This is a genomic window from Herbaspirillum sp. NPDC087042, assembly GCF_044745245.1.
In the GTDB taxonomy this organism is placed as follows: domain Bacteria; phylum Pseudomonadota; class Gammaproteobacteria; order Burkholderiales; family Burkholderiaceae_D; genus Herbaspirillum.
Genome location: NZ_JBIUZW010000004.1, coordinates 58,678 through 80,213 on the forward strand (window position 1 = coordinate 58,678; position 21,536 = coordinate 80,213).

General features: G+C 63.7%; 16 protein-coding genes. 7 read left to right on the forward strand and 9 right to left on the reverse strand.

Annotated elements, in window-relative coordinates:
- Positions 1–23 precede the first annotated feature (23 nt).
- Positions 24–1,067: a phosphoribosylformylglycinamidine cyclo-ligase gene (gene purM, locus ACIPHN_RS07425; RefSeq protein ID WP_400434789.1), complete on the forward strand. Its 1,044-nt coding sequence runs from the start codon at positions 24–26 to the stop codon at positions 1,065–1,067.
- A 123-nt stretch (positions 1,068–1,190) separates the two neighbouring features.
- Here purM and ACIPHN_RS07430 read toward each other — a convergent pair whose 3' ends face one another.
- The 5 genes from ACIPHN_RS07430 to ACIPHN_RS07450 form a co-directional block, all read right to left on the reverse strand.
- The gene (locus ACIPHN_RS07430) at positions 1,191–2,069 is read right to left on the reverse strand and encodes a peptidase (protein ID WP_400434791.1); all 879 of its coding nucleotides are present in this window, start codon (positions 2,067–2,069) and stop codon (positions 1,191–1,193) included.
- A 199-nt stretch (positions 2,070–2,268) separates the two neighbouring features.
- On the reverse strand, positions 2,269–3,267 hold the full coding sequence (locus tag ACIPHN_RS07435) for an alpha-E domain-containing protein (protein WP_400434793.1): 999 nt from the start codon (positions 3,265–3,267) through the stop codon (positions 2,269–2,271).
- Positions 3,268–3,270: 3 nt separating this feature from the next.
- A complete protein-coding gene (locus tag ACIPHN_RS07440) occupies positions 3,271–4,698 on the reverse strand; it encodes a circularly permuted type 2 ATP-grasp protein (RefSeq protein ID WP_400434795.1) in 1,428 nt (475 codons plus the stop codon).
- A 220-nt stretch (positions 4,699–4,918) separates the two neighbouring features.
- Complete coding sequence (locus ACIPHN_RS07445) at positions 4,919–5,359, reverse strand: cupin domain-containing protein (protein WP_400434797.1); 441 nt, start codon at positions 5,357–5,359, stop codon at positions 4,919–4,921.
- Positions 5,360–5,426: 67 nt separating this feature from the next.
- The gene (locus tag ACIPHN_RS07450) at positions 5,427–6,083 is read right to left on the reverse strand and encodes a glutathione S-transferase family protein (RefSeq protein WP_400434799.1); all 657 of its coding nucleotides are present in this window, start codon (positions 6,081–6,083) and stop codon (positions 5,427–5,429) included.
- Between the two features lie 291 nt (positions 6,084–6,374).
- Between ACIPHN_RS07450 and ACIPHN_RS07455 the strand changes: the two genes are divergently transcribed.
- The 4 genes from ACIPHN_RS07455 (at position 6,375) to ACIPHN_RS07470 (ending at position 14,771) form a co-directional block, all read left to right on the forward strand.
- Complete coding sequence (locus ACIPHN_RS07455) at positions 6,375–7,601, forward strand: polyhydroxyalkanoate depolymerase (protein WP_400434800.1); 1,227 nt, start codon at positions 6,375–6,377, stop codon at positions 7,599–7,601.
- A gap of 226 nt (positions 7,602–7,827) precedes the next feature.
- Complete coding sequence (locus ACIPHN_RS07460; protein WP_400434802.1) at positions 7,828–11,199, forward strand: DUF2126 domain-containing protein; 3,372 nt, start codon at positions 7,828–7,830, stop codon at positions 11,197–11,199.
- Between the two features lie 91 nt (positions 11,200–11,290).
- Positions 11,291–13,792 (forward strand): circularly permuted type 2 ATP-grasp protein, encoded by a 2,502-nt coding sequence (locus tag ACIPHN_RS07465; protein WP_400434804.1) that lies wholly within the window; start codon positions 11,291–11,293, stop codon positions 13,790–13,792.
- Between the two features lies 1 nt (position 13,793).
- Positions 13,794–14,771, forward strand: a complete 978-nt coding sequence (locus ACIPHN_RS07470; RefSeq protein ID WP_400434806.1) for a transglutaminase N-terminal domain-containing protein — start codon at positions 13,794–13,796, stop codon at positions 14,769–14,771.
- 139 nt (positions 14,772–14,910) lie between these two features.
- On the opposite strand, the gene ACIPHN_RS07475 is transcribed toward ACIPHN_RS07470, so the two are convergent.
- The 4 genes from ACIPHN_RS07475 to ACIPHN_RS07490 are packed head-to-tail and all read right to left on the reverse strand — an operon-like array spanning position 14,911 to position 19,579.
- Positions 14,911–16,962 carry a VC_2705 family sodium/solute symporter gene (locus tag ACIPHN_RS07475; RefSeq protein ID WP_400434808.1) on the reverse strand — a complete coding sequence of 684 codons (2,052 nt, stop codon included), beginning with the start codon at positions 16,960–16,962 and terminating at the stop codon, positions 14,911–14,913.
- 4 nt (positions 16,963–16,966) lie between these two features.
- The gene (locus tag ACIPHN_RS07480; RefSeq protein ID WP_400434810.1) at positions 16,967–17,236 is read right to left on the reverse strand and encodes a DUF4212 domain-containing protein; all 270 of its coding nucleotides are present in this window, start codon (positions 17,234–17,236) and stop codon (positions 16,967–16,969) included.
- Between the two features lies 1 nt (position 17,237).
- Positions 17,238–18,824, reverse strand: coding sequence for a sensor histidine kinase N-terminal domain-containing protein (locus tag ACIPHN_RS07485; RefSeq protein ID WP_400434812.1), 1,587 nt, complete (start codon positions 18,822–18,824; stop codon positions 17,238–17,240).
- A gap of 44 nt (positions 18,825–18,868) precedes the next feature.
- Positions 18,869–19,579 carry a response regulator gene (locus ACIPHN_RS07490; RefSeq protein ID WP_400434814.1) on the reverse strand — a complete coding sequence of 237 codons (711 nt, stop codon included), beginning with the start codon at positions 19,577–19,579 and terminating at the stop codon, positions 18,869–18,871.
- Between the two features lie 286 nt (positions 19,580–19,865).
- Here ACIPHN_RS07490 and ACIPHN_RS07495 point away from each other — a divergent pair, with 286 nt between their 5' ends.
- Positions 19,866–20,273 (forward strand): hypothetical protein, encoded by a 408-nt coding sequence (locus ACIPHN_RS07495; RefSeq protein WP_400434816.1) that lies wholly within the window; start codon positions 19,866–19,868, stop codon positions 20,271–20,273.
- A gap of 209 nt (positions 20,274–20,482) precedes the next feature.
- Positions 20,483–21,445: a Tim44 domain-containing protein gene (locus ACIPHN_RS07500; RefSeq protein WP_400434818.1), complete on the forward strand. Its 963-nt coding sequence runs from the start codon at positions 20,483–20,485 to the stop codon at positions 21,443–21,445.
- Positions 21,446–21,536 lie beyond the last annotated feature (91 nt).

Sequence of the window (21,536 nt, forward strand, 5' to 3'; positions counted from 1 at the left end):
GTCTTCACTGGCAATATTTCATCATGACTTCACCTTCCAATGTCTCCCTCTCCTACCGCGACGCTGGCGTCGATATCGATGCCGGCGACGCCCTGGTCGAAGCGATCAAGCCCTTCGCCAAGCGTACGACCCGCGAAGGCGTGCTGGGCGGCATTGGCGGTTTCGGCGCCCTGTTCGAGATCAGCAAGAAGTTCAAGGAGCCGGTGCTGGTGTCCGGTACCGACGGCGTGGGCACCAAGCTCAAGCTGGCCTTCCACCTGAACCGCCACGATACGGTCGGTATCGACCTGGTGGCCATGAGCGTCAACGATATCCTGGTGCAGGGCGCCGAGCCGCTGTTCTTGCTGGATTACTTTGCCTGCGGCAAGCTGGACGTGCCCTCGGCCACCGATGTCATCAAGGGCATTGCCGCCGGTTGCGAACAGGCTGGTTGCGCCCTGATCGGTGGCGAAACCGCCGAAATGCCCAGCATGTACCCCGACGGTGAATACGACCTGGCCGGTTTTGCGGTGGGCGCGGTGGAAAAGTCCAAGATCATCGACGGCACCAAGATCGTCCCGGGCGACGTGGTGCTGGGCCTGGCCTCGTCGGGCGCGCACTCCAACGGCTATTCGCTGGTGCGCAAGATCCTGGACGTGGCCAAGCCGGACCTGGAAGCCGATTTCCACGGCCGCAAGCTGGCCGACGTGCTGATGGCCCCGACCCGCATCTACGTCAAGCCGCTGCTGGCACTGATGGAAAAGCTGGAAGTCAAGGGCATGGTCCACATCACCGGTGGTGGCCTGGTCGAGAACATCCCGCGCGTGCTGCAGGATCACCTGACGGCTGAACTGGACGCCAAGTCCTGGACCATGCCGCCGCTGTTCACCTGGCTGCAGCAGCACGGTGGCGTGGCCGACGCTGAAATGCATCGCGTCTTCAACTGCGGCATCGGCATGACCGTGATCGTCTCCAAGGAAGACGCGGATGCCGCCGAAGCCCAGCTGAAGGCCGCCGGCGAGACCGTCTACCGCATCGGCACCATCCGTGCACGCGCTGAAGGCGAAGCACAGACCATCGTGCGCTGATCGCTCCAGGCTTGCTTCAAACAGAAAGGGCTGCATTCAATGCAGCCCTTTTTTATTGTCTGGCGGAAATCAGTTGCCGTGCATACATCACGATCCTGATTGCCCGGAGCCGCAATCAGGCGCTCAGCTCGCCTGTCCCAGCTTGCCATCCTGTTCCGCCAGGATCTGGCGCGGCACCGTCTGTACCCCGCGCGCCACACCACCCGGCGGCGGCACGCGTACCGGCTCGCTGATATCGGCGGCCGAGGAGAGCACATTGAGGGTATCTTCGGGCGGGGCATCCCAGACGGGATCGTCGATGGCCTCGAAGACGCGCTTCAATTGCGAGCCCCAGCTGCGACGGATCATCTGGAAATACTGGTTCTGCTCATCGATGGTCACGAAGCGCGTCACCGCCAGGTCTTCGTTGTTGTAGACCAGCAGATCCAGCGGCAGGCCCACCGAGATGTTGGACTTGAGCGTCGAATCCATGGAGATCAGCGCGCACTTGGCAGCCTCGTCCAGCGTGGTCTGCGGCGTGACCACGCGATCGATGATGGGTTTGCCGTACTTGGATTCGCCGATCTGGAAGTAGGTATTCTCATCGTGCGATTCGATGAAGTTGCCGGCCGAATACATCTGGAACAGGCGGCAGCGCTCGCCACGGATCTGGCCACCGAAGATGATGCTGACGTTGAAGTCGATGCCGAACTTGCTCAGCTCAGCCGCTTCGCGGTCATGCACCGCGCGGATGGCGTCACCCAGGATCTGGGCGGCTTCATACATGGTGGTGGCGGTCCAGATGGTGCGACCTTCGGCATTGGTGCGCTCGGTCAGCAGCTGACGTATCGATTGCGAGATCGACAAGTTGCCTGCGGTCATCATCACCATGACGCGATCGCCAGGATTCTCGTAAACACTCATCTTGCGGAAGGTGCCGATGTGGTCGACGCCGGCATTGGTGCGCGAGTCGGACAGGAACACCAGGCCGCTGTTGAGGCGCATGGCTACGCAGTAGGTCATGATGAAATCGTGGAACTTGGAAACGTAAAGCCGGATTCTACCGTATGCCCCGGTGCCGGAAGTTGCGCGCGGGGTCCACTGTGGCGTTGCATCTACAGTTACGGCAGGTTCGCGGCTTTCCTGAGCCACCGCAGCCGGTGGCGAATGTTATAAATAATTTTCCAGGAAGGGTGCCGGACCCGAGGGCCCGGCACCGGGCTCAGGCCGCCAGCGGGACCAGGAAGTCCCGGCTGATGCGATTGCCCAGTTCGAAGATGCGCTCCAGGAAGACCGTCAGGTAGTCGTGCAAGCCGGCCTCCAGGATCTCCTCGATACGGGCGAACTTCAGGTCGGCATGCAGCTTGCCTGCAAAGCGTTCGGTATCGGCCGAGACATCGTTGCGCACATGATGCAGGTTCGACAGCACATTGCCCATGCAGGCCGCCAGCGAACGCGGCATGTCCGCGCGCAGGATCAGCAGTTCGGCCACGCGTTCGGGGGTGATGACGTCGCGATAGACCTTGCGGTAGATCTCGAAGCCCGACACCGAGCGCAGGATCGCCGCCCAGTAATAGAAGTCGATCTGGCCGACCTCATCTTGGGCTGGCTGGCTTTGCGACTGGGATTGCGACTGCCCGTTCGGCTTCTGCGAGGGCGTTTCCTTGGCGCCGTGGAACTTGACGTCGATGATGCGCGCCGTGTTGTCGGCCCGCTCCAGGAAGGTCCCCAGGCGGATGAAGTGGAAGGCCTCATCCTCCAGCATGGTGCCGATGGTCACGCCCCGCGAGAGATGCGAGCGGTGCTTGACCCATTCGAAGAACTCGGACGGATTCTGCTCCAGCGCATTGGTCTGCAGGTAGGACTGCATCTTGATCCAGGTGGCGTTCTGGATTTCCCAGGCCTCCGTGGTCAGTGCCCCGCGCACGGCGCGTGCATTTTCGCGGGCCTGGCGCAGGCAGGAGGCGATCGACGAGGGATTGTTGGGGTCCCGCACCATGAAGTCGATGACATCCTTCTGCGTGAGCTTGTCGTATTTCTGGTTGTAGCCGTAGAGCAGTTCGGAGATGCCGAGCACGGCGCGCCAGCCCTGCTCGGCGTCGTCGGTCGATTGCGGCAGCAGCGCGGTCTGCACATGCACGTCGAGCATGCGGGCGGTGTTCTCGGCACGCTCGGTGTAGCGGGCCATCCAGAAGAGGTGATCGGCGGTACGGCTGAGCATGACTTATTTCTCCAGAATCCAGGTGTCCTTGGTGCCGCCGCCTTGCGACGAATTCACCACCAGCGAGCCTTCCTTCAAGGCCACGCGCGTCAGGCCGCCCTTGACCATCGTGACCTGCTTGCCCGACAGCACGAAGGGTCGCAGATCCAGGTGGCGCGGCGCGATGCCGGATTCCACGTAGGTCGGGCAGACGGACAGCGCCAGCGTGGGCTGGGCGATGTAGCCGTCGGGCTTGGCGATGACGCGGGCGCGGAAGTCCTCGATCTCCTGCTTGGTCGAGGCCGGGCCGACCAGCATGCCGTAGCCGCCGGCGCCATGCACTTCCTTGACCACCAGCTTTTCCAGGTTGGCCAGCGTGTAGGAGAGGTCCTCCTTCTTGCGGCACTGGTAGGTCGGCACGTTGTTGAGGATGGGGTCTTCGGAGAGATAGAAGCGCACCATGTCCGGTACATACGGATAGATCGACTTGTCGTCGGCCACACCGGTGCCGATGGCATTGGTCAGCGTGACCTTGCCGGCGCGATAGGCCTGCAGCAGGCCCGGCACGCCCAGGGCGGAATCGGGACGGAAGGCCAGCGGATCGAGGAAGTCGTCGTCGATGCGGCGATAGATCACGTCGACCCGCTTGGGGCCGCGCGTGGTGCGCATGTAGACCACGTTGTCCTTGACGAACAGGTCCTGCCCCTCGACCAGTTCCACGCCCATCTGCTGGGCCAGGAAGGCATGCTCGAAGTAGGCCGAGTTGTACATGCCCGGGGTCATCACCACCACCGTCGGATCGGTCACGCCGGCCGGCGCCACCGAGCGCAGGTTGTCCAGCAGCAGGTCGGGATAGTGATCGACCGGCGCGATCTTGTGACGTGTAAAGAGATCGGGGAAGAGCCGCATCATCATCTTGCGGTTCTCCAGCATGTAGGACACGCCGGAGGGTACGCGCAGGTTGTCTTCCAGCACGTAGAACTCACCCTCGCCGGCGCGCACGATATCGACGCCGGCAATGTGGGCGTAGATGTCGTTGACCACGTTGACATCCTGCATCTCGCGCCTGTATTGCGCGTTCTGGAAGATCTGCTCGGCCGGGATGATGCCGGCCTTGACGATCTTCTGCTCGTGATAGATGTCGTGGATGAACATGTTGAGCGCCTTGACGCGCTGGACCAGTCCCGCTTCCAGCTTGGCCCATTCGGCCTTGTGGATGATGCGCGGAATGATGTCGAAAGGGATCAGGCGCTCGGTGCCCGCATCGTTGCCGTAGACCGCGAAGGTGATGCCGACGCGGCGGAAGATCAGGTCTGACTCGGCACGTTTGCGGGCGATGGTCTCGGGCGATTGCGCCGACAGCCAGCTGGCGAATTCTGCATAGTGCTGACGCACTTGACGGTCTTCGCTGCTTGCGCCTCCTGAATACATCTCATCGAAAAAATGTGCCATAGATTTGCTTCGTGTTCCCGCGGAGAGTGGGAATCTTTCTAAATGGGTTGTAACGAAAACAGAGGCGAGGGGTACCGCAAAGCTACAGCTGGTGCGCACTACAGCCTGTACGCACGATTGAAGACTAACAGAGGACTTAATTTTTGGACAGGGGTAAATCGCATGGCGTTGATCGCTTTCACGCGGGTCCGTACCATCCGGATACAGACCCGCCAGGGGCTTAGTTGTTCCAGGGCGTCGAGGCCGGCACCTCGCAGGGAGCGGGCATGTCGATGGTCTTGAAGTCGGCCGGGCTGACGATCTCCAGGTATTCCATGTCCGGCGAATAATCGAACAGGAAATGCACGATCCCCGGACGCTGGTGGACGCAGTCGCCGGCCTTGACCAGGGTGACTTCCTGCTCGTACATGAAACGCGCCCAGCCTTTCAGCATGATGACGATGTGGAAGTTGGCCTCATGCCGGTGCCATCCCGTTCCCGCCTCCGGCGCCATGTTGGCCTTGACCAGTTGCGCCACCACCTGGCCACCGGTGGCCGCGGCAATGCCGAGGTCGCGGTACAGGAAGAAGTCGCGCAGGCCGCCAGTTTCATAGGGCGTATCGCCTTCACTGACGTGCGAGAAACGATTGGCTGCCAAGACACTTTCAGCTACGGTATTCATCACATCCATCCTTTCTGCGGGGGACCCGCATGCGGCCTGCGACAAAAAACGGGCGCGCTGCCGCGCCCTAGAACTCTACGTCCAGCTCATCGATATCCTCCGGCTCCTTCTTGGCCGCCGTGATCCACTGCTGCATCTCGGGCATGGCCATGATGCGCTTGGCATAGGCGGTGCAGATGGGGTCGAGCTTGACGTCATAGGTCATGAAGCGCGTGACCACCGGGGCATACATGGCATCGGCCATGGTGCGCTGTTCGCCGAACAGGAAGGGGCCGCCGTACTTGGCCAGGCATTCCTTCCAGATGGTGGTGATGCGCACGATATCGGCTTCGGCCCGCGACCAGACCTTGAAGTTGGGAAAGTGCGCCTTCAGGTTCATCGGCAGCGCCGCGCGCAGGGCCGAGAAACCCGAATGCATTTCGCCGCATACCGAGCGGCAATGCGCGCGGGCGGCAAGATCGGCCGGCAGCAGCTTGGCGCCGGGGCGGATTTCGTTGAGATATTCGGCAATGGCCAGCGTATCCCATACCAGTACGTCGCCATGATGGAGGCTGGGTACCAGGATGGAGGAAGACAGGAGCAGGATCTCTGCGCGTGCCGTCGGATCGTCCGGCGGCACGATGTCTTCCTCGAATGAGAGTCCCGCGAACTTGGCCATGAGCCAGCCGCGCAGAGACCACGAGGAGTAGTTCTTGCTGGTGATGCGCAAAGTCGTCTTAGGCATGTCAGTCCTTTATCTGTTTTGTGCAGGTTGACTTTGGGCACGCCGCCGCACAGGCGGCGGTGTCACGGTCGCCGGCCCTGTCTGCGCATCAGGGCCGGGCAACGCCGTCATGTCGGCGTCAGTTTCCTTGCTTGCAAAGCTTGTGCCAGCTATGAGAGGACCGGCACGCGTGTTTCCGGCGGGCCACAAATGGCACTCTGCGTGGGCCAAATTGGCGCGCTAGTGGCACGACAATTGCATCGAAGAGGGCACGAGCGACAGACAAAGAGACAATCCAAGGGCGGCGTTCTCATGATCAATACCTATCAGCTCTACCAGAACTACGCCGATGCCACCGACCCGCTGCGCGCCTGCGCCCGGATGATGGCGCCGGTACTGGGGACTACCTGGCCCGGCATGCCGGTCAATCCCTATGTCCGCAAGATGGCCTCGGCCTGTGAGGTCTTTGCGCGCACCCAGCTGACCCATGCACGTCCACCTTTCGACATTCCCACCGTGGAGACGGCTGGACGCACGGTTTCGGTGCATGAAGAGGTCATCAGCGCCACACCATTCTGCGGCCTGCTGCATTTTCGCAAGGACGGTGCGCCGGCCCAGCCCAAGGTGCTGGTGGTGGCGCCGATGTCAGGCCACTTCGCCACCTTGCTGCGCGGCACCGTCAAGACCCTGTTGCGCGACCACGACGTCTACATCACCGACTGGCGCAACGCTCGCGACATTGCCCTGGAGCATGGTCGTTTTGGTCTGGATGAATACGTTTCCCATGTCATCGACTTCCTCGGCGTGCTGGGTCCCGGTGCGCATCTGCTGGCGGTCTGCCAGCCGACCGTGGCCGCGCTCACGGCGGCCGCCGTCATGGCCGAGGACGGCCATCCGGCGCAGCCGCGCACCATGACCCTGATGGCCGGTCCGCTCGATACCCGGGTCAATCCCACCGCCGTCAATGCCCTGGCCAAGAGCAAGCCGATCAGCTGGTTCGAGAAGAACATGATCAGCACCGTGCCGGCGCGCCATCCTGGTGCCGGGCGGCGGGTCTATCCCGGCTTCGTGCAGCTGGGGGCCTTCATGAACATGAACCTGAACCGCCACATCGACGCCTTCCGCAAACTCTATCACCACCTGGTCGAGGGCGAGGAGGCGCAGGCCGGGCAGATCAAGGATTTCTACGAAGAGTATTTCGCCATGTCCGACCTGCCGGCCGAGTTCTACCTCGAAACCGTGCGCACGGTCTTCCAGGAACACGCGCTGCCGCTGGGCCGGCTGACCTATCGCGAGCAGGTGGTCAATCCGCGTGCCATCAAGCGTACCGCGCTCTTCACCATCGAGGGCGAGAAGGACGACATCTGCGCCGTCGGCCAGACCGTGGCCGCACAGGAAATGTGCAGCAGCATCCGGCCTTACATGCGCATGCACCATGTTCAGACGGCGGTGGGGCACTATGGCGTCTTCAACGGTCGTCGCTGGGACAATGAAATCTATCCGCGCCTGCGGGATTTCATTAATATGCATCACAGGTAAGTGCAGTCGTGATGCGCATGTGCCGTCCCGAAAACTAACAGACCGGTTCCGGATGATCCGGCCACCGGCAGCGTCGGAGCGGCCCGGCCATGAAACCATGAAAGTCAGGAAAGTAATAAGGCGGTAAGAAAAACAAGGTATGCATGTCGCCTCAGCAGTCAGGCGCAGGCATGTCGCCAACAACCCGAGCCCCGGCTTGTCCATTTGCTTGTCGTAAAGGAATTCCATGTCGATCCACGTGGCCCTGAACCATGTCACTTCTTACAAGTACGACCATGCCATCAACCTGGGACCGCAGGTCATCCGCCTGCGTCCCGCCCCCCATAGCCGCACCCGCATCCTGAGCTATTCGCTGCGCGTCCTGCCCGAGCCGCATTTCATCAACTGGCAGCAGGACCCTGAATCGAACTACCTGGCACGCCTGGTCTTTCCCGAGAAAACCACCGAATTCAGGATCGAGGTGGATCTGGTGGCCGAGATGTCGGTCATCAATCCCTTCGATTTCTTCCTCGAACCCTATGCCGAGCAATTCCCCTTCGACTACGCCGAGGACCTGCAGAACGAACTGATGCCTTACCGGCAGAAGCTGCCGCTGTCGCCGCTGTTCGAGAAATTCCTCAAGAGCATCCCGCGCGAGAAGGTGGGTAGCGCCAATTTCCTGGTGGCACTGAACCAGCAGCTTGCCTCGCACATCGGCTACACCATCCGCATGGAACCGGGCGTGCAGACGCCGGAAGAAACGCTGGAACTGAAGTCCGGTTCCTGCCGCGACTCGTCCTGGTTGCTGGTGCAGCTGCTGCGCCACCTGGGGCTGGCGGCGCGCTTCGTGTCCGGTTACCTGATCCAGCTGACGGCCGACCAGAAATCGCTGGATGGTCCGTCCGGTCCCGAGGCCGACTTCACCGACCTGCACGCCTGGTGCGAGGTCTACCTGCCCGGTGCAGGCTGGGTCGGCCTGGATCCGACCTCGGGCTTGTTCGCCGGAGAGGGGCATATTCCGCTGTCCTGCACGCCGGAACCCGCCTCGGCGGCACCGGTCAGCGGCCTTGTCGACCCCTGCGAGGTGGAGTTCGAGCACCTGATGTCGGTCAAGCGCATCTGGGAAGCGCCGCGCGTGACCAAGCCCTATACCGAGGAACAATGGAGCGCCATCGAAAAACTCGGTCACGCCATCGATGCCGACCTGGCCGCCAATGACGTGCGCCTGACCATGGGCGGCGAGCCGACCTTCGTGTCGCTGGACCATCCCGACGAGCCGGAATGGAATACCGCCGCCATGGGACCGACCAAGAAACCGCTGGCGGCTGAGCTCTACCACCGCATGCGCGACAAGTATGCGGCGCAGGGCTTGCCGCATTTCGGCCAGGGCAAGTGGTATCCGGGCGAGCAGCTGCCGCGCTGGGCACTGAATTGCTACTGGCGTCGTGATGGCGAACCGATCTGGCTGAACCCTGCCCTGATCGGCGACGAGACCCGGCCCAATGTCACCGATCGCATCGTCACCAGCCACTTCCTGCATCGCGTGGCGCAACGTCTGCAGGTCGATGGCAAGAACGTCTTCCCCGCCTACGAGGACGTGTTCTACTACATGTGGCGCGAGCGTCGCCTGCCGGGTAATGTCGATCCCTTCGATTCGCGCGTGGATGACAAGCAGGAGCGCGAGCGCCTCATGCGCGTCTTCACGCAGGGCTTGCAGAGTTCGGTGGGCCATGTGCTGCCGCTGGCGCGCCGCGACGATGGCCAGGGCTGGCAGAGCGGTTCCTGGTTCCTGCGCAGCGAGCGTTGCTACCTGTATCCGGGCGACTCGCCGCTGGGCTACCGCATGCCACTGGATTCGCTGCCGTGGGTGAAGGAGGGCGAGTATCCGGCGGTGTATCCGGCCGATCCCTCGCAGGCCTTCCGCCCCTTGCCCAGTGCCGCCGAGATCCGGCGCCAGATGGGCAGTCCGCAGGAGCCGAACGTGCGCCAGGCGTCGGCACGCGCTGCTGCTGCTGCTGGCACGGCCGCGTCGTCGGGATCGGTATCGGCGGCATCGGCTGCAAGACCAGGCACGCCACCGGGCGAGTTCGAGTCGGCCAACTGGATCACCCGCACCGCCCTGTGCGCCGAGGTGCGCAACGGCGTGTTCTACCTGTTCATGCCACCGCTGTCGCAGCTGGAACACTACCTGGAGCTGGTAGCGGCCATCGAGGCGGTGGCCGAGGAACTGAAGCAACCGGTGCTGCTGGAAGGCTACGAGCCACCCAACGATCCGCGTCTGCGCAAGTTCAGCGTCACGCCGGATCCGGGCGTGATCGAAGTCAACATTCAGCCGGCCAACAACTGGAGCGAGCTGGTGGAGCAGACCACCCACCTCTACGACGCGGCCCGCGCCTCGCGCCTGACCACCGAGAAGTTCATGCTCGATGGTCACCACTCCGGCACCGGCGGTGGCAACCACATGGTGCTGGGCGGCATCACCACCAGCGATTCGCCCTTCCTGCGCCGGCCCGACCTGTTGCGCAGCCTGATCTCGTACTGGCACAACCATCCTTCGCTGTCCTATCTGTTCTCGGGCATGTTCATCGGCCCCACCTCGCAGGCGCCGCGCATCGACGAGGCGCGCAATGATTCGACGGTGGAGATCGAACTGGCCTTCGCCGAGATGGACAAGCAGGTCGCCAAGGGCGATTGCCCGCCCTGGCTGGTGGATCGCCTGTTGCGCAACCTCCTGATCGATGTGACCGGCAACACCCACCGCGCCGAGTTCTGCATCGACAAGATGTATTCGCCCGACAGCGCCACCGGTCGCCTGGGCCTCTTGGAACTGCGCGCCTTCGAGATGCCGCCGCATGCCCGCATGAGCCTGACCCAGCAACTGCTGTTGCGCGGCCTGGTGGCGCGCTTCTGGAAGGATCCGTACAAGCCGGCGCGGCTGGTGCGCTGGGGCACGGAGTTGCATGACCGCTTCCTGTTGCCGCATTTCATCGAGCAGGATTTCGCCGATGTGATGGCCGACATGAACGAGGCCGGCTATCCGATGCGCGCCGAGTGGTTCGCGCCGCACATGGAATTCCGTTGCCCCAAGATCGGCGACTACGCCGTCAAGGGCATGCAGATCGAATTGCGCACCGCCCTGGAGCCCTGGCATGTCCTGGGCGAGGAAAGCACCGGCGGCGGCACGGCACGCTATGTGGATTCCTCGCTGGAGCGCTTGCAGGTCAGGATCAGCGGCATGGCCTCCGACCGTTATGTGCTCAGCTGCAATGGCGTGGCGGTGCCGTTGCAGCCCACCGGCACGGTTGGCCAGTTCGTGGCCGGCATCCGCTATCGCGCCTGGCAGCCGCCATCGGCGCTGCATCCGACCATCCCCGTCGATACCCCGCTGACCTTCGATCTGGTCGATACCTGGAACGGGCGCAGCCTGGGCGGTTGCCAGTACCATGTGGTGCATCCGGGCGGGCGCAACTACGAGACCTTCCCGGTCAATGCCTTCGAGGCGGAAAGCCGCCGCCTGGCGCGCTATTTCCGCACCAACCATACCCCGGGAAAATGGCAGATCACGCCCGCGCGGCCGTCTATCGAGTTTCCTTTTACGTTAGACTTACGCTACTTCTAACTTAACCGGGTGCGGCTTGATGCCGTCCGCTACCTCCCGCTACCTCCCGCGCCGGTACCGGCGCAGGAGACGGCCCGGTCTTCTTTCATTTATGTCGCAGCGTTTTCTGGAAAGCTATCAGTCTGGCGGCGATCGTTACGACGAGATGCTGCAGGCTGATGGCCGCCTGCGTCCGCACTGGCGCACGCTGATCGACCAGCTGGAAAACCTCTCGCCGGAGATGTTGCGCCGGCGCGCCAACGAGGTGCGCGACGCCATCGCATCGGACGGCGTGACCTATAACGTCTATGCCGATCCCAAGGGCGCCAACCGGCCCTGGGAGCTGGATCTGCTGCCGCACCTGGTATCGGGCGAGGAGTGGGATTTCCTGGAACGCGCCGTGGCCCAGCGCGCGCGCCTGATGAACGGCTTGCTGGCCGACATCTATGGCCCGCAGACGCTCATTGCCGAAGGCCTGCTGCCACCGGCGCTGGTGTTCGGCCAGCATGGCTATCTGATGCCCTGCCATGGCTGGCAGCCACCGGGGGGCGTGCACCTGCATGCCTACGCGATCGACCTGGCACGGTCGGCCGATGGCACCTGGTGGGTGGTGTCGGATCGCACCCAGGGTCCGTCCGGGACCGGCTATGCGCTGCAGAACCGCCAGATCATGGCGCGTGCCATGCCGGAGGCCTTGCGCGACATGCATGTGGAGTCGCCGCATCGTTACTTCCACACGCTGCGCACGATGCTCACGCGGCTGGCGCCGGCCAAGGGCGAGGTGCCGCTGATCGTGCTGCTCACGCCCGGCCCCTATAACGAAACCTATTCCGAGCACGCCTTCCTGGCCCATACGCTGGGCTTCCCGCTGGTGGAGGGCGTCGACCTGACCGTGCGTGGCGAGCAGGTCTTCCTGAAGACGCTCAATGGCCTGCGCCGCGTGCATGCCATCCTGCGCCGCATGGACGACGACTATTGCGATCCGCTGGAGCTGCGCGCCGATTCCGCGCTGGGCGTGCCGGGCCTGACCCAGGCGGCGCGCCTGGGCAATGTGCTCGTCGCCGATTCGCTGGGCAGCGGCGTGCTGGAGTCGACGGCGCTGCATGGCTTCCTGCCGGCCATCAACGAGCGGTTCTATGGCGAATCGCTGCTGCTGCCTTCGGTTGCTTCCTGGTGGTGTGGCGAGAAACCGGCGCTGGATTACACGCTGGAACACTTCGATGACCTGGTGATCGTGCCGGCCTTTTCTTCCATGCGCATGCAGCCGGTGTTCGGCCACACCGTCACCGGTGCGGCGCGTCGTCGCCTCATCGAGAGCCTGCAGTTGCAGCCGCACGCCTATGCGGCGCAGGAATGGGTGCGTCTGTCGCAGGCGCCGGTGATGTCACGCAGCGGTGAGTATCGGCTCATGAACCGCACCATCAGCCTGCGCGTGTTTGCGGTGGCCGATGGCGAGGGTGGCTACCAGGTCATGCCGGGCGGGCTGACCCGCGTGGCACCGCGCCAGCGCCGCGACGTGGTGTCCATGCAGCAGGGCGGCACCAGCAAGGATGTGTGGGTGCTGCGCGCCGAGGACCGGCGGTTTGGCCGTGCCGAGGATGAGCGCGATGGTGGCGAGGCCGTCACCCAGATCCGGGGGACCGTCGATGTCTCGTCGCACTCCGGTGAGAACCTGTTCTGGATGGGGCGCTATTCGGAGCGCGTCAAGAATCTCTCGCGATTGTTGCGCACCACGCTGCAATACACGATGGATGGCCAGAGCGAGAGCCGGGGCATGCTCGGCAGCGTGTCCTGGATCTGCGCCCAACTGGGCGTGCAGATGCCCAAGTCCGATCCGCGCCCGACCATCACCGGCCTGCAGCAGAGCCTGCAGGCCGCGGTGGTCGACCCCTCCGCGCCGGTCAGCGTGGCCATGCAGTTGCGCCAGCTGGCCAATGCCGCCTACCAGGTGCGCGAGCATCTCTCGCTGGACAACTGGCATGCCCTGACCAAAATGCCGGCCATGGTGCAGGAGCGCATCAATACACCGGCAGCGGCCCAGCATGTGCTGGGCAATGTGATCGATGCCTGTTCCGGGCTGGCCGGCCATGCGTTGGATGACATGACGCGCGATGCCGGCTGGCAGTTCCTGATGGTGGGGCGCCACATCGAACGCATGGCCAACATGGCGCTGCTGCTGGACAACTTCCTGCAGCTGCCGCCGCAACGCCAGACGGCAGCCCTGTCGTGGTTGCTGGAGGCGGCCAGCAGCATCGTCACCTATCGCGTGCGCTATCGCCGCACGCCGGAATGGTTGCCGGTGTTGCACCTGCTGGTGTTCGATGTCAGCAATCCCCATGGCATGGCCTACCAGTTCCGCATGCTGCGCCAGTACCTGGCCGATATCGCACAACAGCTGGGCCTGTTGAGCATGAGCATCCCGGCGCACCTGACCAGCCAGCTGGAGGCGATGAACCTGGCCGATTTCGCGCATGGACATCCCCATGCCGAGGTGGCCACGTCGCGCCTGGTGCAATTGATGCGCGATGCGGTCAGCGGGGGCTACATGCTCTCCGACGACCTGTCACGCCACTACTTCACGCCGCTGACCGCCCCGGTCAGCCAGGGGGTCTGACATGAGCGTTACCGGCAAGCCCGCCAGGACCGCACCGCGTGGCCAGGCCGAGCGCGTGGTCTATCGCATCCATCACCAGACGCGTTACCAGTATTCGCTGCCGGTGCGGCTATCGCATCAGGTGCTGCACCTGACGCCACGCGAGCTGCCCTGGCAGCACTGCCTTTCGCACAGCGTCGAGATTGATCCGGCGCCGCAGCTGGTGCGCAGCTACGAAGACAATTTCGGCAATGTCATCAAGGCCTTTTCGCTCGATACCGACCATGCCAGCCTGGATGTGCAGGCCGATTCCTGGGTGGCGTTGACGCCGCGCGGGCAGCCGCGGGCCGACCTGGCCTGGGACGAGGCGGCCATGCTGATGGCCTATCACGGTGGCCAGCTGATGCCGGCGGGGATGCTGGACGCGTCCAATTTCCTGTTCGAATCCTCGCATGTGCGCATCAAGCGCGAATTCATCCGCTATGCGGCCGAGTGCTTTGCGCGCGGCATGTCGGTGGTGGAGGGCGTGCGCGCCCTGATGTTGCGCATCCATGAAGAGTTTGCCTTCGATCCGGCGGCCACGACCGTGTCCACGCCGGTCACCGAGGTCTTCGTCAACCGGCGTGGCGTGTGCCAGGATTTTGCCCACCTGATGCTGTCCTGCCTGCGCTCGATCGGACTGGCGGCACGCTATGTCAGCGGCTACCTGCTGACCGAACCGCCGCCGGGCCAGCCACGCCTGATCGGCGCCGATGCGTCACATGCCTGGGTGTCGGTGTATTGTCCCGGCGTCGATGCGACCGAGGGCGTGTGGATCGATGCCGATCCGACCAATGGCATCTTCCCCGATACCAGTCATATCACGCTGGGCTGGGGCCGTGACTTCCTCGACATCTCACCCCTGCGGGGCGTGCTCATCGGTGGTGGCCACCAGAGCATGCAGGTGGCCGTGACGGTGTTGCCGGGCGAGGAAGCGCGCGGGCTGCAACTGTCCATCTGAGAATCCCAGGGACAACACTGACCGTTCGGACTGAGTAGACCCGCAGGGTCGTATCGAAGGCATGCTGTTTTGCGCGCCTTCGATACGCCGCGTTGCGGCTACTCAGTACGAACGGGTGTCATGTGCTCTCCTTGTTTGGCTATGGGGTGCGGATGTGATCGATCAGCGCCATGGTCGCTTCATCGGGTGGCGGCGTGAGCAGGCTGACGATGACCATGGCTGCCATGCCGACCGGCACGCCGAACACTCCCGCCGAGATCGAGGCGATGTGGAACCACTGTCCGGCCGCGCTGCCGCCGAAGGTCGGATTGGTGTGCAGCATGTAGTACACACACATGAGGAAGCCGCACAGGATGCCCGCGATCGCGCCGGGCTGGTTGGCGCGTTTCCAGAACACCCCCAGCACCAGGACCGGGAACAAGGTCGAGGCCGCCAGCGAGAAGGCCGCGCCGACCATGGAGAGGATGTCGCCCGGCTTGAGCGAGGCGGCATAGGCCGCCAGCAGCGCCACCACCAGCAAGAGCAGCTTGGAGATGGTCACGCGTTTCTGGCTGGAGGCGCTGGGATCGACCACCTTGTAGTAGATGTCATGCGAGAGCGCGTTGGAGATGGTCAGCAGCAGGCCGTCGGCCGTCGACAGCGCTGCCGCCAGTCCGCCGGCGGCGACCAGGCCTGAGACGAAGTAGGGCAGGCCGGCGATCTCGGGCATGGCCAGCACGATGATGTCGCCATCCATGGAAATCTCGCCCAATTGCACCAGGCCGTCATGATTGAGGTCGGTGATGGAGACTAGCGGATTGATCTTGTCCATGTTGGCCCAGTAGTACACCCAGTCCGGCAGGTGACTGTAGCTGCTGCCAACCAGCGAGGTGTAGATATCGTATTTCACCAGCACCGCCAGCGCCGGCACGGTGAGGTAGATCAGCATGATGAAGAACAGCGTCCAGAACACCGACACGCGCGCGCCGGCCACGGTGGGCGTGGTGTAGTAGCGCATGAGGATGTGCGGCAGCGCGGCGGTGCCCAGCATCAGGCAGAACACCAGGGCCAGGAAGTTGTTGCGCTTGATCTCAGAGCTTTCACGGTCGCGCCCGGGGAAGGGCTCGGTCTGCGATACCGGCGGCTGGGCACGCGCCAGGTTGGCCGCGCGGGCTTCGCTCCATTTGCGTTCGGCCTCCTCGGGGGACTTCGGATAAGAGGACAGGACACGGCTGGCTGCCTTGATCTCGGCCAGTGAGGCATGGGTATTGCGCCTGACTTCCTCGGTATGGTTCTGTGCCTCGATGCGGCCGTCCCGCCAGGATTGCGGCAGCGCCTTCAGGCGGCGCTCGTAGTCATCGGCGCGCGCCTGGAAGATCTTGCGGATTTCCTTTTCCTTGGGGTCGTCTTCCAGGCGATGCTCGATGGCGCTGAGCTTGGGCAGTACCGTGCCATAGGCCACCGGCGGCACCGGCACCGTGGTGTGCTTGACCGAGAGCCAGATCACCGGGATCAGGTAGGCGAACAGGATGATGATGTACTGCGCCACCTGGGTCCAGGTGATGGCACGCATGCCACCCAGGAAGGAGCACACCAGGATACTGGCCAGTCCGAGGAAGATGCCGATGGAGAAATCGATGCCGGTGAAGCGCGAGGTGATCAGGCCCACGCCATAGATCTGCGCCACCACATAGGTAAAGGAGATGAGGATGGTGGCCGTCACGGCCAGGATGCGGATGAGATTGGCGCCGTAGCTGCCCGGTCGGCCCGGATAGCGCGCGGCCAGGAAGTCGGGGATGGTGTACTGGCCGAACTTGCGCAGGTAGGGGGCGATCAGCAGCGCCACCAGGCAGTAGCCACCGGTCCAGCCGAGGATATAGGCCAGGCCGTCGAAGCCCTGCAGGTAGAGGCCGCCGGCCAGGCTGATGAAGGTTGCCGCCGAGATCCAGTCGGCGGCGGTGGCCATGCCATTGAACAGTGGCGGCACGCGCCGGCCCGCGACATAGTACTCGGGCACGTCGGAGGTGCGGCAGACCACGCCGATGGCAGCGTACAGGCCGATGGTGACGAACAGGAACAGATAGCCGATCCAGGAGCGCGGCATGCCCTCGCGTTCGAGGATCGCCAGCACGCACAGGAAGGCGATGAAGCCCAGCGTGTAGAGACCGTAGTAGCGGCACAGGCGGCGGAAGAAATCCTGGTTGCTTTCCATGTCCTTACTCGCCCTGTTCCCGACGTACCAGTTGTTCGATGCGGCGCATGCGACGCATGTAGATGACCACGATGGCCAGGTAGATCAGCATCATGCCCTGGGCCGCCATGTAGAACGAGATGGGCCAGCCGAACAGGTGGATGTGGTCGAGCTCGCGGGCGAAGTAGATGAAGAAGAACGTGGAGAAGAACCACAGCGCCAGCAGCCAGGCGGTCATGCGGCGGGTACGGTGCCATTGGTTGCCGGCATCGAGGGGCAGCGGGGCGTGGTCCATGTCAGGTGATGTCGTCGAGGAAGGGAGTGCGCGGCATCATGCGAAAGCTCACGCGGAACAGGCTGCCCGGATACTTGGGATCGGTACAGCGCGGATTGTCGATGATGTCCACGGTGGCGTCGTGCTGTTGGGCGATCTCGCGCACGATCGCCAGGCCCAGGCCGCTGCCGGTGCTGGGCGTGCCGAGGATGCGATAGAAGCGTTCGAACACGTTGGCCCGCTCGGCGGCCGGAATGCCGGGGCCGTTGTCTTCCACCTCCAGGATGGCCAGGCCGCCGCCCTCGTCGGTACGCGCGCGCACGGTGACGCTGCCGTGGCCGTTGTGGGGGGTGTAGTGCAGGGCATTGTCCAGCAGGTTGGACAGCATCTCGCGCAGCATGACGGGGTTGCCGGTGATGAGGATGGGGTGGCCCGGTTGCTCGAAGCCCAGGTCGATGCGCTGGGTGAAGGACATCGGCACCCACTCCTGCACCACGCCACGCGCCAGTTCGCTCAGCTCCACCGCTACCATGCCGCCGGCCTGCGACTGCTGGTTCTCGGCGCGGGCCAGCGAGAGCAGCTGGTTGACCAGGCGGGTGGCGGTTTCGGAACTCTTGGCCAGTTGTTCCAGCGAGCGGCGCACATCGACCTGGTCATCCTGGCGCAGCGCCAGTTCGGATTGCATGCGCATGCCCGCCAGCGGGGTCTTCATCTGGTGGGCGGCGTCGGCGATGAAGCGCTTCTGGATGGCGATGGTCTGCGACAAGCGCTCCAGCATGTCGTTGAGCGAACGTACCAGGGGCGAAATTTCCTCGGGGACCTGGCCGGAGTCGATGGGGGAGAGATCGTCGGGGCGGCGCGCACGGATGCGTTGCTGCAATTCCGACAGCGGCGAGAGGCCACGCGAGAGCGCGAACCAGACCAGGGCCAGCGCCACCGGCAGGATGACGAACTGCGGCAGGATCACGCCCTTGATGATCTCGTTGGCGAGCTGGGCGCGCTTCTCCAGGGTCTCGCCGACCTGCACCGTGGCCAGCCGCGGTTCGCCCGAGGCGGCGCGCTGGGCGGCGCTACGGCGCAGGTCCACCTGCAGGGTGGCGATGCGCACGTCGCTGCCGTGCAGGATGTCACTGCGGAACTGTACCGTGCCGATGGTGCTGCGATCGTCGTCGGGCGGGGGCTGCGACATGTCGTAGTCGCCCTCGATGAATTCGCCGGCCGGGCCGGTGATCTTGTAGTAGATGTTGTCGATATCGTCGGCGCGCAGCAGGTCGCGTGCCGAGACCGGCAGTCGCGCCACCACCCGGCCGTTGACTTCGGTCACCTGCTGGGCCAGCACGGTCACGCTGTCTTCCAGGGCGCGGTCGAAGGGCTGGTTGGCAATCGATTGTGCGATCAGGTAGGTGATGGCGATGCTCATCGGCCACAGCAGCAGCAGCGGGGCCAGCATCCAGTCCAGGATCTCGCCGAAGAGCGAGCGCTGGATGCGTTCGACCGGCTGCGTGGCGAAGGCGGCGCGGCGCTTCTTGCGCGGTGGTGGTGGCGGGGGCGGTTGCGGGGAGTCGCCCTGCGATTCAGGCGCAAGCTGGCCGGGATCACGTGTGCTCATGGGGCTCCCGCACCGCCTGCTGCCATTGAGGCAATAACGTCGCCTCAGGCGGCGCTGTTGCTGGCGACCATGGTCGCGCTGCTGGTGTCAGGGAGTTTTTCCAGGCAATAGCCCAGCCCGCGCACGGTAGCGATGCGCACGCCGCCGACCTCGATTTTCTTGCGCAGGCGATGGACATAGACCTCGATGGCATTGTTGCTGACTTCCTCTCCCCATTCGCACAGGTGGTCGACCAGCTGTTCCTTGGAGACCAGGCGCCCGGTACGTTGTAATAATACTTCGAGCAGGCCCAGTTCCCGTGCCGACAATTCCAGCATCTGCTCGCCGATGTAGGCGATGCGGCCGACCTGGTCATAGGATAGCGGGCCATGCTTGATGACGGTAGGCCCGCCGCCGGCACCGCGCCGGGTCAGGGCGCGCACGCGCGCCTCCAGTTCGGACAGGGCGAAGGGCTTGGCCATGTAGTCGTCGGCACCCAGGTCCAGGCCTTGCACGCGCTGCTCGACCGAGTCGGCGGCGGTCAGGATCAGTACCGGCAGGCGCGAATTGCGCGCGCGCAGGCGTCGCAAGACCTCCAGGCCCGACATCTTGGGCAGGCCCAGGTCCAGGATCAGCAGGTCGAAGTCCTGGGTGGACAGTGCCGAATCGGCTTCCACGCCATTCTTGACGCAATCGGCCGCATAGCCGGAATGGCGCAGGGACCGGGTCAGGCCGTCGGCCAGCACGCTGTCGTCTTCAGCAAGGAGGATGCGCATAGGGGTGCTGCAGGGAGCGGGCTCGCCTGCTTGTCTCGTAATGTGGAATTATTTTGATGCTTTTCTTCATATTCCACTAATTCAAATATCAAAGCAAATCGGGAATATCCCGATTGTTCTCGCCGCCAGGCACATAGTCATGCCGTCATCCGTAAATGTAACAATTCAGGATTGGCCATTGAAGTATGACGCTTAGGCCTTATAGTATGGAGCGTCAGCAAGATTTACTTGCTGCCAGCGCAATTTTTGTTGTTATAATTTCTCGCAATCATTGCTGGAATATCTGATGAAACGTTTGTGGGTCCTGCTGCTGATCTGTCTGTTACCGGTGCAAGTATTTGCAGCGGTGCTGACGTACGCCAGCTCGGTGGCCGCAACCGATTTCTCGGCGCCCAGCGTCGCTACCGCCGCGCATCATCTGGCCTCCAAGACCGTGTCGCTGTCCGACGCCGCCAAGGCTGACGACCACGCCAAGTCCGTGGTGGCCGATACCGGTTCGTCCGACGACGATGGTGCCGGCTATGCCGACAGCGGTGAAGACTTCTCCACGCACGCCGGTATCGGTGACGAACCCGTGCTGACCCACTCGCTGGCCATCGTGCCGCAAGTTTCCCGCCTGGCGCCTGCCCTGAGCAGTGATGCCGCCATGCAACCTCCCTTCCTGCCCCGCGCAGGTCGTCCTCCCCGGGCCTGATCCCGTCGCCTCGCGCGACATGTCTTGCTGCGCCCGCTGAACCGCCCCTGTTAGACCGAGGCCCTGCGTCGTGCGACAGCTGGGACATGCTCGCGCGCGGCCAGCCCTCGCTGCCTGATCCTGTTGTCCGATCCCGCAGCAACCAACCAAGCAATCCAGTATTCCGGCCGATGTGACCGCATCACATCAGATTCCATCTAGGAGATAGCATGAAAAAAGCATTTGTCGCGCTGATAGTGGCGGTCATGACGCTGTCTGTTGGCATGTCGACCGTCGAAGCCAAGCGTCTTGGCGGTGGCGGCTCGATCGGCAAACAGTCCTCGGGTGCCAGCCGCCAGGCGCAAAGCCCGGCCCCGATGCAGCAGAATAACGCTGCGGCTGCCAAGCCGGCCGCACCGGCCGCTGCTCCCGCCGCCGCTGCGGCCAAGCCCAGCATGTGGAAGGGTCTGCTGGGTGGCGCGCTGCTGGGCCTGGGCCTGGGCGCGTTGCTGTCGCACTTCGGCCTGGGCGGCGCCCTGGCCAGCATGATCAGCACCATCCTGATGGTGGCCCTGATCGGCCTGGCGGTGATGTTCGTCATCCGCATGTTCCGCCGCAAGTCGGAAGGTTCGCAGGCTCGTCCGGCCTGGGCTGGCGCGGCACAGCAGCAAGCCGCTGACCATGGTGCAAATGGCACGGCCACCCCGCAGATCGGTTCCATGCTCAAGTCGGAGCAGGCGGCACCGGTGGCGCAAGGCGGTTTCGGTGGCGGCTTCGGCAATGCCGAGGCGGCACCTGCCTATGGCATCCCGGCCGGTTTCGATACCGTGGGCTTCGTGCGCAACGCCAAGACCTACTTCATCCGCCTGCAAGCGGCATGGGACAAGGCCGACATCAACGACATCCGTGAATTCACCACCCCGGAAATGTTTGCCGAGCTGCGTTTGCAGATCCAGGAGCGCGGCGCCGCCGTCAACCAGACCGACGTGGTCTCGCTGGATGCGGAAGTGCTGGGCGTGGAAACCGTGGGCAACGATCACGTGGCCAGCGTGAAGTTCTTCGGCTTCATCAAGGAAGACCAGAACGCCTCGCCGGCGCAGTTCGCCGAGATCTGGAACCTGTCCAAGCCGGTCGCCGGCCAGGGCGGCTGGGTCCTGGCAGGTATCCAGCAGCTGGATCCGGTCACGGCGTAATGCATTGAGCAGTTTGATGGCTTAGTAACAGTTTGGCGCGGAAGGCGGCGGTTAGTGGATGAGCGTCGCCAGTCCGTTTTACCGCCGGCCT

Bases quoted from the DNA above. Each gene is read 5' to 3' on its own strand.
- purM (WP_400434789.1), top strand. From the start codon at position 24: ATGACTTCACCTTCCAATGTCTCCCTCTCCTACCGCGACGCTGGCGTC.
- ACIPHN_RS07430 (WP_400434791.1), bottom strand. From the start codon at position 2,069: ATGACCTACTGCGTAGCCATGCGCCTCAACAGCGGCCTGGTGTTCCTG.
- ACIPHN_RS07435 (WP_400434793.1), bottom strand. From the start codon at position 3,267: ATGCTCAGCCGTACCGCCGATCACCTCTTCTGGATGGCCCGCTACACC.
- ACIPHN_RS07440 (WP_400434795.1), bottom strand. From the start codon at position 4,698: ATGGCACATTTTTTCGATGAGATGTATTCAGGAGGCGCAAGCAGCGAA.
- ACIPHN_RS07445 (WP_400434797.1), bottom strand. From the start codon at position 5,359: ATGAATACCGTAGCTGAAAGTGTCTTGGCAGCCAATCGTTTCTCGCAC.
- ACIPHN_RS07450 (WP_400434799.1), bottom strand. From the start codon at position 6,083: ATGCCTAAGACGACTTTGCGCATCACCAGCAAGAACTACTCCTCGTGG.
- ACIPHN_RS07455 (WP_400434800.1), top strand. From the start codon at position 6,375: ATGATCAATACCTATCAGCTCTACCAGAACTACGCCGATGCCACCGAC.
- ACIPHN_RS07460 (WP_400434802.1), top strand. From the start codon at position 7,828: ATGTCGATCCACGTGGCCCTGAACCATGTCACTTCTTACAAGTACGAC.
- ACIPHN_RS07465 (WP_400434804.1), top strand. From the start codon at position 11,291: ATGTCGCAGCGTTTTCTGGAAAGCTATCAGTCTGGCGGCGATCGTTAC.
- ACIPHN_RS07470 (WP_400434806.1), top strand. From the start codon at position 13,794: ATGAGCGTTACCGGCAAGCCCGCCAGGACCGCACCGCGTGGCCAGGCC.
- ACIPHN_RS07475 (WP_400434808.1), bottom strand. From the start codon at position 16,962: ATGGAAAGCAACCAGGATTTCTTCCGCCGCCTGTGCCGCTACTACGGT.
- ACIPHN_RS07480 (WP_400434810.1), bottom strand. From the start codon at position 17,236: ATGGACCACGCCCCGCTGCCCCTCGATGCCGGCAACCAATGGCACCGT.
- ACIPHN_RS07485 (WP_400434812.1), bottom strand. From the start codon at position 18,824: ATGAGCACACGTGATCCCGGCCAGCTTGCGCCTGAATCGCAGGGCGAC.
- ACIPHN_RS07490 (WP_400434814.1), bottom strand. From the start codon at position 19,579: ATGCGCATCCTCCTTGCTGAAGACGACAGCGTGCTGGCCGACGGCCTG.
- ACIPHN_RS07495 (WP_400434816.1), top strand. From the start codon at position 19,866: ATGAAACGTTTGTGGGTCCTGCTGCTGATCTGTCTGTTACCGGTGCAA.
- ACIPHN_RS07500 (WP_400434818.1), top strand. From the start codon at position 20,483: ATGAAAAAAGCATTTGTCGCGCTGATAGTGGCGGTCATGACGCTGTCT.